This is a genomic window from Rhodococcus sp. NPDC055112 (genome assembly GCF_053607505.1).
The window spans coordinates 1-11480 of sequence record NZ_JBSGTR010000061.1 but is presented as its reverse complement, the minus strand read 5'-3'; the positions used below and the strand labels follow the sequence as shown (position 1 = coordinate 11480).

Annotated in this window: 12 protein-coding genes; 6 read left to right on the top strand and 6 right to left on the bottom strand. The window is 69.7% G+C overall.

The window, feature by feature from the left end; genetic code table 11:
- Positions 1 to 15 precede the first annotated feature (15 nt).
- A complete protein-coding gene (locus ACWFRB_RS21785) occupies positions 16 to 468 on the top strand; it encodes an acyl-CoA thioesterase (protein WP_257017437.1) in 453 nt (150 codons plus the stop codon).
- Positions 461 to 1147, top strand: coding sequence for a hypothetical protein (locus ACWFRB_RS21780; protein ID WP_452643341.1), 687 nt, complete (start codon positions 461 to 463; stop codon positions 1145 to 1147). Before ACWFRB_RS21785 ends, ACWFRB_RS21780 begins: the two co-directional genes overlap by 8 nt.
- Positions 1148 to 1153: 6 nt before the next feature.
- On the opposite strand, the gene ACWFRB_RS21775 is transcribed toward ACWFRB_RS21780, so the two are convergent.
- Both ACWFRB_RS21775 and ACWFRB_RS21770 read right to left on the bottom strand, forming a co-directional pair.
- Entirely contained in the window at positions 1154 to 2743 is a 1590-nt protein-coding gene (locus ACWFRB_RS21775; protein WP_452643340.1) for a glycoside hydrolase family 13 protein, read from the bottom strand.
- A gap of 69 nt (positions 2744 to 2812) precedes the next feature.
- Entirely contained in the window at positions 2813 to 3208 is a 396-nt protein-coding gene (locus tag ACWFRB_RS21770) for a globin (protein WP_452643339.1), read from the bottom strand.
- Positions 3209 to 3418: 210 nt separating this feature from the next.
- On the opposite strand from ACWFRB_RS21770, the gene ACWFRB_RS21765 reads away from it, so the two are divergent.
- The 3 genes from ACWFRB_RS21765 to ACWFRB_RS21755 all read left to right on the top strand — a co-directional run bounded on the left by ACWFRB_RS21765 (position 3419) and on the right by ACWFRB_RS21755 (position 4802).
- Entirely contained in the window at positions 3419 to 4024 is a 606-nt protein-coding gene (locus ACWFRB_RS21765) for an HNH endonuclease (RefSeq protein ID WP_452643359.1), read from the top strand.
- 63 nt (positions 4025 to 4087) lie between these two features.
- Positions 4088 to 4345, top strand: coding sequence for an aa3-type cytochrome oxidase subunit CtaJ (gene ctaJ / locus ACWFRB_RS21760; RefSeq protein WP_452643338.1), 258 nt, complete (start codon positions 4088 to 4090; stop codon positions 4343 to 4345).
- Positions 4332 to 4802 (top strand): DUF5130 domain-containing protein, encoded by a 471-nt coding sequence (locus ACWFRB_RS21755; RefSeq protein ID WP_452643337.1) that lies wholly within the window; start codon positions 4332 to 4334, stop codon positions 4800 to 4802. Before ctaJ ends, ACWFRB_RS21755 begins: the two co-directional genes overlap by 14 nt.
- An 88-nt stretch (positions 4803 to 4890) precedes the next feature.
- Here the strand turns inward: ACWFRB_RS21755 and pepN are convergent, their stop codons facing one another.
- The 4 genes from pepN to ACWFRB_RS21735 form a co-directional block, all read right to left on the bottom strand.
- Positions 4891 to 7467 carry an aminopeptidase N gene (pepN, locus tag ACWFRB_RS21750; protein WP_452643336.1) on the bottom strand — a complete coding sequence of 859 codons (2577 nt, stop codon included), beginning with the start codon at positions 7465 to 7467 and terminating at the stop codon, positions 4891 to 4893.
- Positions 7468 to 7629: 162 nt separating this feature from the next.
- Positions 7630 to 8871 carry an RNA polymerase sigma factor gene (locus tag ACWFRB_RS21745; RefSeq protein WP_452643335.1) on the bottom strand — a complete coding sequence of 414 codons (1242 nt, stop codon included), beginning with the start codon at positions 8869 to 8871 and terminating at the stop codon, positions 7630 to 7632.
- Positions 8868 to 9269: a YciI family protein gene (locus ACWFRB_RS21740; RefSeq protein WP_452643334.1), complete on the bottom strand. Its 402-nt coding sequence runs from the start codon at positions 9267 to 9269 to the stop codon at positions 8868 to 8870. Before ACWFRB_RS21740 ends, ACWFRB_RS21745 begins: the two co-directional genes overlap by 4 nt.
- A gap of 104 nt (positions 9270 to 9373) precedes the next feature.
- A complete protein-coding gene (locus ACWFRB_RS21735) occupies positions 9374 to 10606 on the bottom strand; it encodes an NAD(P)/FAD-dependent oxidoreductase (protein ID WP_452643333.1) in 1233 nt (410 codons plus the stop codon).
- A 213-nt stretch (positions 10607 to 10819) separates the two neighbouring features.
- Between ACWFRB_RS21735 and ACWFRB_RS21730 the strand changes: the two genes are divergently transcribed.
- The gene (locus tag ACWFRB_RS21730) at positions 10820 to 11431 is read left to right on the top strand and encodes a DsbA family oxidoreductase (RefSeq protein ID WP_452643332.1); all 612 of its coding nucleotides are present in this window, start codon (positions 10820 to 10822) and stop codon (positions 11429 to 11431) included.
- Positions 11432 to 11480 lie beyond the last annotated feature (49 nt).

Here is an 11480-nt window from a genome sequence, read left to right as displayed (position 1 = left end):
CGGAAGGGATCGAAGTTGAGCGTCGAAACGTCAGGGTCGGTGACCGCGGCTGCGGTCGGCTTCCACACGAAGGTCGGCGTGCGCTGGTCGGACATGGACGTCTTCCAGCACATCAACCACGCGAGGATGGTGACCCTCCTCGAGGAGGCGCGCATCCCGTGGCTGTTCGAGGACGGCAGGCCGACGGTCACCCTCCGGGACGGTGCGGTGATCGCCGACCTGCACGTGCGCTACCGCGGTCAGTTGCGGCACGACGACGGCCCCCTGGACGTGCTCATGTGGATCGAGTCGGTCCGCGCCGTGGACTTCACCATCGGGTACGAGGTCCGGGCAGGCGGCGCGGCGCCGGACTCGGCCCCGTCGATCGTGGCCTCCACGCAGATCGCCGCCTTCGACATCGACACCCAGCGGCTGCGCAGGCTGACCGCACCCGAGCGCGAGTACCTGGAGCAGTGGAAGCGTGCATGAGCGGGTCCTGACCATCCCGGACGCGGGCGAACGGGAGAACCTCGCGACCTTCCTCGCCAAGGCGATCCGGCTGGACGAGGCGGTGATCGTCCGGATGCGGCAGCGGGACGAGGGTCGGCTGGTGGCCTTCGTGCCGACGGGTTTCGACGCGCTGGCCGCGCGGGTCGTCTCCGGGAGGATCAGCCCGGACGACACCTCCGCGGCGGGTGACGGACTGCTACGCGGCGTGACCGCGGCCGCGGGCGCCGACATCGACCCCGGCTTCTCGATGGATTCGGCCTGGCGGGGCGCCTTGCCGCCGGAGGCCGGCTTCGCGCACATCGACGACGTTCCGGCCCGGGTGCTCATCGACCTGGCTCAGCAGGGCGCGGCGCTGGCCAAGGAGCACGGCAGCAGCCACGGCCCGCCTGCCTCGTTGCTCGCACAGGAGGTGCTCAGCGTCGAGGGTGCGGGCGAGGTCGTCGGGGTGTCCATGCGCACGGTGTTCGCGCTGGCCGCGATGGGATTCATCCCGCAGGTCGGCTCGGATCCGGTGATCGCGGAGGTCGATCTCGAGCGCATCGACGCGTCCGAGATGGTGCGGGTGCGCGCGACCAGGACCTGGCTGCGCCTGGACGCGCGCTTCGGCACCGTGTTCAGCAGGCGCGGCGGCGAGATCGGGTTGACCGTTCGCCGCTGACGCCCGTCAGACCAGCCAGGCCGCCGCGTTCGGGGGCAGTTCCCCGTTCACGAGCGGGGCGCTGGCGAGTAGCAGTTCTCCCGGCGGCAGCGGGATGGGCGCGTCCGTGGCGTTCAGCGCGCAGACCAGCCCGCCCCGTCGGCGGAAGGCCAGGCAACCGGACGGGCTTCCGTACCAATCGATCTCGTCGCCGGAGAACTCCGGCCGCAGGGCCCGCAGCTCGATCGCGGACCGGTACAGCGACAGCGTGGACGTCACGTCCTCGATCTGCGCCTCCACGGTGCGATCGGCCCATTCCGGCGGCATGGGCAGCCACGACGTCTCCGCCGAGCTGAAGCCGAACGGCGGTGCGGCGCCCTCCCACGGCACGGGGACCCGGCAACCGTCGCGTCCGCGTTCGGTGTGGCCGGACCGCTCCCACACCGGATCCTGCAGCGCCTCGTCCGGGAGGTCGACGTTCGGCAGTCCGAGCTCCGCGCCGTTGTAGATGAAGACCGCCCCGGGCAGCGCGAACTCGACGATGGCCATTGCGCGTGCCCTGGCCAGGCCGATCTCGCCGCCGCCGTAGCGGGTGACCTCGCGCTCGACGTCGTGGTTCGACAGCGTCCAGGTGGGGGTGCCGCCGACCGCGGCCACCGCGCCGAGCGAGTTCTCAATGGCCTCGCGCAGGCTGTCGGCGCCGAACTCGGCCTCGGCGAGGCGGAAGTTGAAGCCCAGGTGCAGTTCGTCGGGCCGGATGTACTCGCCGAAGCGCTCGTTGTCACGCACCCAGATCTCGCCGACGGCGACCGTGTCGGGATATTCGTTCATCACCTTGCGCAGGCCGCGGTGGATCTCGTGCACTCCTGGGTTGTTGAACCTCGGGTCGTTGTCGTCGTTGCTCAGGAGCCGGTTGGATTCCCAGTCGTAGTCCGGCAGGCCCTCCGGCTTGGCCATGCCGTGCGCGACATCGATCCGGAAACCGTCGACGCCGCGGTCCAGCCAGAACCGCAGCGTGGTGGCGAGGTCGTCGGCGACCTCCGGGTTGTCCCAGTTCAGGTCCGGCTGCTCGGGGGCGAAGATGTGCAGATACCACTGGCCGGGGGAGCCGTCCGGTTCGGTGACCCGGGTCCAGGCGGGCCCACCGAAGATGCTCGGCCAGTTGTTGGGCGGCTCGGCGCCGTCCTCGCCCAGGCCGTCGCGGAAGTGGTAACGGGCCCGCTCGGGGCTGCCCGGCCCGGCCGCCAGCGCAGCCGCGAACCAGGGGTGCGCCACGCTGGTGTGGTTCGGTACCAGGTCCATGGTGACCCTGATCCGCCGCGCGTGCGCCTGCGCGATCAGCGCGTCCATCACCTCGAGGTCGCCGAACAACGGATCGATGTCGCGCGGATCGGAGACGTCGTAGCCGTGGTCCGCCATCGGCGAGCGCATCACCGGGCTGAGCCAGATGGCGTCGACGCCGAGCAGCTCGAGGTACCCGAGCCGGTCGCGGACGCCGCCCAGGTCGCCGACGCCGTCGCCGTTGGAGTCGGAGAAGGAACGCGGATAGATCTGATAGAAGACCGCGTTCGTCCACCAGGGATCTGTTGTCTCCGGCACGGTCTCGTCAGTGGTCACAGGGACACATAGTGCCAAACCCGTGCGGGCAGCACGACTTCGAATGGGATGTGGCCCCGTTCGCGCCGATCAGACCGGTGAGTTCACCATCGAGGCGGCGGCCATGTCCATGTAGTCGATGAGGGCTCGGCGGTGCGGCTCGTCGAGGGTGGCCTCGTCGATCGACGCGATCGCGATGTGCATGCAGCGCAGCCACGCGTCGCGCTCGAGCGGACCGATCCGGAACGGCTGGTGTCGCAGCCGGAGCCGGGGGTGTCCGCGCTCGTCGGAGTACGTTCGCGGGCCGCCCCAGTACTGCTCGAGGAACATCCGCATGCGGCGTTCGGCCGGTCCGAGGTCCTCCTCCGGGTAGAGGGGCCGGACGATCTCGTCCTCCGCCACTTCCTCGTAGAACCGCGCGGTGAGTTTGCGGAACGTCTCGGCTCCGCCCACCGCTTCATAGAAGCTCACTTCGGCATCAGTCATGTCGGCGTCCATTGTGCCCGTACTCGCGCCGTGACGTCGACGCGCTCGTGTTGTCATCGGTTGTTCACCGAAAGTCCTGCATCTTTGTACCAAATGGACGTGCGCGAGCAGGCCATCCGTGGTCAACTTGGGAGCAATCTTCCCGGAGGTCGCATGAAGAACTCGCACAACGCCCGAGCGCACCGACAACTCCAGCCCACTGATGCCCGCATGCCGCGGGGATCGGGGGCTTCTTCGCTGCAAGTGATCGACGAGGGTCTGAGACCCTCGACCCCAGGTGAGGACGACGCGGTTCCTTCCTGGGTGAAGCGCCGGGTGTTGCTTCTGAACGCCACCTACGAGCCGCTCACCGCGCTCCCCGTCCGCAGGGCCGTCGTCCTGCTGGTGTGTGAGAAGGCCAGCGCCGTCCACGAGGACCCGGACGGGCAGGTCATCCATTCCGCCGACTGGTCGGTGCAGGTCCCCTCCGTGATCCGGCTGCGCAACTACGTGCGGGTGCCCTATCGGGCCCGGATCCCGATGACCAGGGCCGCGCTGATGCACCGGGACCGCTTCCGGTGCGCCTACTGCGGCGACAAGGCCGAGACCGTGGACCACGTGATCCCGCGCAGCCGGGGCGGCGGTCACTCCTGGGAGAACTGCGTGGCCTGCTGCGCGCCCTGCAACCACCGCAAAGCCGACAAGCTGCTCAGCGAGCTCGGCTGGACGTTGCGGGCCGCCCTGGTACCGCCCAAGGGGCAGCACTGGCGGCTGCTGGCGAGCACCAAGGAGCTCGACCCGGTGTGGTTGCGCTACCTCGGCGAGGGCGCAGCGTAAACGTCCGATCTCGAGGTGGCCCCGACGGCACAATTTGCGGCGCACTGGGCTACGGTTTGGGACGTGAGCATTCTTGAGACATCGCTGATCTTCGTAGGGATTCCTGCGCTCATCACGGCGATCATCGCGGGGCTGTGCTACCTGGCCAAGCCGGTGGCAGGCACCACCCCCGCGCACTACTCGCTGGACGAGGAATGGACCCACCAGCCGGTGCTGTGGTCCGCGGTCGACGAGGTGACGGTCGGTCACCACGGCGCGCACGCGGCCATCGAGTCCGGATCCGCAGATCTGATCGGAGGTTCGGCAAGTGGCAAGTGGTAACCGTTTCCCGGCGGTGATCGAGTCCGAGCTCCCGGTGGGCTCGGTGGTGACCGCGAGCGGCCGCGTCTCGGGCGTGCACCGCGCAGGCGAGCCCTTCGACGACCTGCCGTTCAGCGTGGACGAGCTGGTCGCCCTCGACGATGCGCTCACCGACGCGACGCGGTCGACCAAGGTGCGCTTCAACGCGTACATCGGTGACCTCGGCGAGGACACCGCGGCCGGCGTCGAGGCGCTGTTCCCGAAGACCCCCGAGGCCGAGCGTTCGGTGCTGATCGCGGTCTCCCCGAACCAGCGCGCCATCGAGATCCGTTCCGGACGCAAGGTCGCCGCTCGGGTGACCGACCGGGTCGCGCAGCTCGGTGTGACCGCCGCTGTGTCCTCCTTCGGGGATGCCGACCTCATCGACGGCCTGATCAGTGCGATCCGCGTGATGAGCGCGGCCATCGCGGTGCGCTAGTCACACCCAGGCACACTTCGCTTCGACCGAAGGTGCCCTCCACGCGGTTTCCGCGCGGAGGGCACCTTCAGTCGTTTCCTGGGGTTGGTCAGCCGGCGTCGAAGGCGCGGGCCCGCAGCGCGCGCACGATCCCGGCCTTGCCCTCGACCACCAGCCTGCGCAGCGCGGGCGGATGGTCACCGGCCAGGAAGTCGTCGGCCGCCGCGACCGAGGCCTCGGTGATCGACCAGGCCGGATACAGCCCGACGACCACGGTCTGCGCCACCTCGCTGGAGCGGCGCGCCCAGACATCGGCGATGTCGGCGAAGTACCGGGCCACGTACGGCTGGAGCAGCTCGCCCTGTCCCGGCGCCGCGAAGCCGCCGATGATCGCGCGGGCGGTGATGTTCGGGACGGAGTCGTCGCCGACGACCGTCGTCCAGGCCGCCTCCTTGACCGCCGCCTGCGGCCGGGCCGCCCGCGTGGCCGCCGCCTGCCGGACGCCTGCCGCGGTCGGATCCCGCTGCGCCTCCGCGTCGATGAACGGCGACTCGGGGCCGTCCGCGTCCACCTCGCCCGCCAGCGCCAGCGCCTGCACCAACCGCCAGCGCAGGTCGGTGTCGACCACCAGCCCCGGCAGCCCGACGGTCGCCGGATCGGCGTCGAGCAGCTCCTGCAGCACCTCGGTGTGCCAGGGCTGCAGGCGCGCCGCGGTCAGCGAACTGAGGAAGGCCAGCTGGTGGTCGGACCCCGGCTCGGCCTCCCTGGCCAGCTCGAGCAGCCGGTTCGCGAAGCCGGGCCAGCCGGTGGCGTTCGCCCAGTCGGGCTCGGCGTAGCTGCCGAGGGCGGCGTGCGCCTGCATCAGCAGCCGCGACGCGACCCCGACCTCGGTCTCCGCGCCGACCCCGCGCTGCACCAGTTCGACGAAGTCCCTGGCCTTGAGCTCGGCCTGCCGCGTCATCTCCCAGGCCGCCGACCATGCCAGCGTCCTCGGCAGCGGTTCGGCGATGTCGCCGATGCGCTCGTTCAGCACCGCGAGCGAATCCGGGTCGAGCCGCACCGAGCAGTAGGTGAGGTCGTCGTCGTTGACGAGCACGAACTTTCCGCGGGCCACCCCGACCAGCTCGGGCACCTCGGTCCGCGGGCCGTCGACGTCGAGCTCGATGCGCTCGGTGCGCACCAGCTTGCCGTCCACGTCGTCGTAGATGCCGACGGCGAGGCGGTGCACGCGGTACTCGCCCGCGCCCGGTTCCGCGCGGCCCTGCAGCACAGCGAAGGACGAGAAGGTGCCGTCCTCGGCGACCGTGAACTCCGGCCGCAGGATGTTCAGCCCGGTGGTCTTGAGCCACTGCGCGCCCCAGTCCGACAGGTCCCGGCCGGACGAGCGCTCCAGTGCGGCGAGCAGGTCGTCGAAGGTGGCGTTGCCGAATGCGTGGTCCTTGAAATACGCGCGCAGGCCTGCCAGGAACGGATCGAGCCCGACATACGCGACGAGCTGCTTGAGCACGCTCGCGCCCTTGGCGTAGGTGATCCCGTCGAAGTTGACCTCGACCGCGGCGAGGTCAGGGATGTCGGCGGCGATGGGATGGGTGGAGGGCAGCTGATCCTGTCGGTAGGCCCACGACTTCTCGGCGTTCGCGAAGGTGGTCCAAGCGTTGACGTACTCGGTGGCCTCGGACTGGCACAGCACCGACGCGAACGTCGCGAAGGACTCGTTGAGCCACAGGTCGTCCCACCACGTCATGGTGACGAGGTCGCCGAACCACATGTGCGCCATCTCGTGCAGCACGGTCTCGGCGCGGCGCTCGTAGGACGCCCGGGTCACCTTGGAACGGAACACGTAGTCCTCGAGGAAGGTCACCGCGCCCGCGTTCTCCATTGCGCCGGCGTTGAACTCGGGGACGAACAGCTGGTCGTACTTGCCGAAGGCGTACGGCACCTCGAAGTTGCGGTGATAGAAACCGAAGCCCTGCTTGGTCTCGGTGAACAGCCGCTCGGCATCCATGTGCTCGGCGAGCGAGGCGCGGCAGTAGATGCCGAGCGGGATGTGGCCGTGCTCGTCGGTGTAGCTGTCGGTCCACCGCGCGTACGGCCCGGCGATCAGGGCGACGAGGTAGGTGCTCATCTTCGGGGTGGTGCGGAACTGGTGCACTCCCGGTGTGGCGGCGAGGGTTTCGACCACGGCCGAGTTCGAGATGACCTGCCAGTCGGTGGGCGCGGTCACGGTGACGTCGAAGGTGGCCTTGAGGTCCGGCTGGTCGAAGCAGGCGAACATCCGCTTGGCGTCGGCGGTTTCGAACTGCGAGTAGAGGTAGACCGATCCGTCGGCGGGATCGACGAAGCGGTGCAGGCCCTCGCCGGTGTGCGAGTACTCGCAGTCCGCATCGATGATCAGCTCGTTGTGCTCGGCCAGGCCGGTCAGCGCGATGCCGGTGGACTCGTCGTACCCGGTGACGTCGAGGGTCGCGCCGTTGAGGGTGGCGCTGCGGACGGCGGTCGCGATCAGGTCGATGTAGGTGTCGCCGCCTGCCGTCGCGCCGAAGGTGACCGTGGTGCGGGAGGAGAAGGTGTGCTCGCCGGGCTTGCCGTCACCGTCGGTCAGGTCCAGCTCGATGCGGTAGTTGTCGACGCTCAACAGCGCGGACCGCTGTGCTGCCTGCTCGCGGGTCAGGTTCGGTGGGGCCACGTCGGACGCTCCTCGTGATCGGGGACAGATGCTCGGGCTCTATCCCATCACGAGACACGCGGTGATCGCCTCTGTCCTGCCCCAAACATTGACGGGCGAGCTCAATTACCGTGCCGATGGCTCAACGCATCGCATCGACGAAACGGGCGAGCAACCGCCGTGTCAGTGCGAGCGGCCGCGGTCCCGAAGCCGGGCCGCGCGCAGGATGAGGTAGTCCCGTTCCGCGACGCTGGGGGTGGTGTTCGCGGCGACGGTGTAGTCGGCGACGGCGCTGGGTGCGTCGCCGGCCATCTCGTACAGGTGGGCGCGGACGGCGGCCAGTCGATGGGTGCCCGACAGCTGGTCCTGGTGGGCGGCGATCAGGTCCAGGCCCGCGGACGGGCCGTGCGCCATGGCGGTTGCGACCCCGAGGTTCAGGGTGACAAGCGGATTCGGGGCGACGCGTTCGAGCAGACGATAGAGCGAGAGGATGCGGTCCCAGTCGGTGTCCTCGGTGCTCGTGGCCTGGGCGTGCAGCACGGCGATCGCGGCCTGGATCCGGTAGGGGCCGGTCAGCCCGTGCCCGATCGCCGCCGTGGTCAGCCGGACGCCCTCGGTGATCGCCTCGCGATCCCACAGCGTGCGATCCTGCTCGGCGAGCGGGACGAGTTCCCCGCGCGGGCCGGTGCGGGCGGCGCGGTGCGCGTCGGTGAGGAGCATCAGCGCGAGCAGTCCGGTGACCTCGGGATCGTCGGGCAGCAGGCGGTGGATCGCCCGCGTCAGTCGGATGGCCTCCGTCGACAGGTCCGCGCGACGCACCTGCTGGCCGGATGTGCTGGCGTGGCCCTCGGTGAAGATCAGGTACAGCACGTGCAGCACCGCGCCGAGGCGCTCGTGCCACTGCCCGGACTCCGGCGGCGCGAAGGGCCGATCCAGGGCGGCCACCCGCTTCTTGGCGCGGGTGATCCGTTGTGTCATGGTCGCTTCCGGCAGCAGGAAGGCCCGCGCGATCTCGGCGGTGGTGAGCCCGCCGACCGAGCGCAGGGTCAGCGCGATCGCACTCGCGGGCGACAGTGCCGGATGGCAGCAGAGAAAGAACAGGGTGAGCGTGTCGTCCCGATCGGGCGTGGCGATGTCGGCAGGCCAGGTCGGCTCCCGCCCGGCGGCGACGGCTTCACGGTTCCTGCGGGCCGCGTCGGCGCGGATGGCGTCGGTCATCCGACGGTGGGAGACCTGGATGAGCCAGCCGCGCGGATTTTCGGGCAGGCCGTCGGAGGGCCAGTGCGTGGCGGCGGCGAGGAGCGCCTCCTGGAGTGCGTCCTCGGCGGCGGCGAAGTCGCCGAACCGTCGGACGAGGGCGCCGAGGACCTGCGGCCGGAGTTCGCGCAGCAGGTCCTCGGTGTCGCCGGAGGGTGGGAAGGTCACTGATCGGTGGGCGGGGCGCTCATGATCGCGCGCACCTCGATGTACTCACCGATCGGCTTTCCGCCGGGGCCGGGGGCCGCCGAGGCCAGCGCGGCGATCTCCACCGCCCGCTCGGGGCTGTCCACGTCGACGATCCAGTATCCGGCCAGGAATTCCTTGGTCTCCGGGAACGGCCCGTCGGTCACCACCGGCGCGGAGCGGCCGTCGGAGCTGACGATGCGCGCCTGGTCCGGTCCGGCCAGTCCCTGTGCCTCGACCAGTTCTCCGGATGCGGCCAGTTGCGCGCCGAGCGCGCGCTGGAAGTCGATGTGCGCCTCGATGTCCTTCGGCTCCCACTCGTGGATCGGGCTATCGCAGTACGCGGCCTCGCTGTAGGTCTTGACCAGCATGTACTTCATTGTCGGCTCCTTCGTTCGGGTGCGCCCCCGTGGCGCTCTCATGGGTAGGACGGAGCCGGGCAGGCTCTTCCGACACACTCTTCGTGCGATTTATGTGATTCAGGTCACACGATCTGGTCGAGCGGTGTGGACTCGTCGGCCAGTCGGGCCGGGTCGACCGGTTCGCCCGCGGTGATCAGCTTCTTGACGGCGTCGGTCACGTCCCAGACGTTGACGTTCATTCCGGCCATCACCCTGTTGTCCGTGCCCAGCCAGAATGCGACGAACTCGCGCCGGGTCACGTCGCCCCGCACGACGAGGCGGTCGTACCCGCCGGTCGGTGCGTACCCGACGTACTCCATGCCCAGGTCGTACTGGTCGGTGAAGAAGTAGGGCAGATTGGCGTACTCGGCGGGCCTGCCGAGCATCGTCGCCGCGGCGACGGCGGGCTGGTTGAGGGCGTTCGCCCAGTGCTCGACGCGAATCCTGGTGCCCAGCACCGGGTGCTGCTGCGCCGCGATGTCGCCGACCGCGACGATGTCGGGGTCGCTCGTGGTCATGGACGCGTCCACGAGCACCCCGCCGTCCACCGCTAGCCCGGCCTGCTCGGCGAGTTCGACGTTCGGTTGCGCCCCGACCGCGACCAGCACCGCCGCGGCGGGCAGCACGTCGCCGGTCGCGAGGCGGACCCCGGTGACCCGCCCGGCGTCGGTGGTGATCTCCTCCACGGTGGCCTCGAAATGCAGGTCCACCCCGTGCTCGCGGTGCAGCTCCGCGAAGACCGTGCCCATCTCGGGGCCGAGGGACCCGAGCAGCGGCAGCGCCGCCGCCTCGACGACCGTGACGACGACACCGCGCTCGCGCGCCTGGGCCGCGACCTCGAGTCCGATCCACCCGGCGCCGATCACGACCAGGCGAGAATCCGCCTCGAGTGCCCCGATCAGGCCGTCGGACTCCTCGATGGTGCGCAGATAGTGCACGCCTGCGGCGTCGGAACCCGGGATCGGCGGTCGCCGCGAGCGCGAGCCGGTGGCCAGCGCGAGCTTGTCGTAGCCGAGCGTCGAGCCGTCCGGCAGTCGCACCTCGTGGGCGCCCCGGTCGATCGCGGTGGCGGTGGTGCCGAGCCGCAGGTCGACGTGGTGGTCGCGATACCAGTCGCCGTGGTGCACGGTGAAGTCGTCGAGGGCCTTCTTGCCCGCGACGTGTTCCTTGGACAGCGGTGGCCGCTCGTAGGGGAGGTGGTCCTCCGCGCTGAGCAGGACGATCGAGCCGTCGAAATCCTTCTCGCGCAGGGCTTCCGCGGTCTTCGCTCCGGCGAGCCCGCCGCCGACGATCACGAACGTACGGTTCGGTGACATGTCCTCACACTCCGTTCGAGACACTGCATTGTGACGAAAACGGTCCTGATGTCGCTGCTGTCGACCCTACTGCCGACCGTCATCCGGTAGGGGACTTCTCGGCCGGGAAGCATTCGGTCCGATCGGTGGTTGCCTACGAGTGGACCCGTCGGTGACGGGTCCCCACCAGACGAGCGCGCCGACAGCCGCGACGAGAAGACAGGGGAGCAGCCCGTGAGTGAAACCAGGGACACCGCCGATTTTTGGTTCGACCCGCTCTGCCCGTGGTGCTGGATCACCTCGCGCTGGATCCTCGAGGTCGAGAAGGTCCGTGACATCGAGGCGAACTTCCACGTCATGAGCCTTGCGGTCCTGAACGAGGGGCGCGATCTGCCCGAGGAGTACCAGGCGATGATGGAGAAGGCGTGGGGTCCGGTCCGGGTCGCGATCGCCGCGGCCAAGGAACACGGCGACGAGGTGCTGCTGCCGCTGTACACCGCGATGGGGACCCGGATCCACGATCAGAACAACAAGGATTTCCCGGTCGTGATCGCGGAGGCGCTTGCCGAGGTCGGCCTGCCCGCCGACCTGGCCTCGGCCGCCGACACCGACGCGCACGACGAGGACCTGCGCCGCAGCCACAAGTCCGGGATGGATGCCGTCGGCCCCGATGTCGGCACCCCGACCATCCACGTGAACGGCGTCGCCTTCTTCGGTCCGGTGCTCTCGCGCATCCCGCGCGGCGAGGATGCGGGCCGGGTGTGGGACGGCACCGTCGCGCTGGCGTCGTACCCGCACTTCTTCGAACTCAAGCGCACCAGGACCGAGGACCCCTCCTTCGAATAGGCGCTACGCGCCCGTGCGCGGTTGACGAGTCTCTGCACTCGTCAACCTG

Coding starts and splice junctions, on each gene's coding strand:
- ACWFRB_RS21770 (WP_452643339.1), bottom strand. CDS start 3,208: ATGACTGATGCCGAAGTGAGCTTCTATGAAGCGGTGGGCGGAGCCGAG.
- ACWFRB_RS21765 (WP_452643359.1), top strand. CDS start 3,419: ATGCCGCGGGGATCGGGGGCTTCTTCGCTGCAAGTGATCGACGAGGGT.
- ACWFRB_RS21740 (WP_452643334.1), bottom strand. CDS start 9,269: ATGAAGTACATGCTGGTCAAGACCTACAGCGAGGCCGCGTACTGCGAT.
- ACWFRB_RS21735 (WP_452643333.1), bottom strand. CDS start 10,606: ATGTCACCGAACCGTACGTTCGTGATCGTCGGCGGCGGGCTCGCCGGA.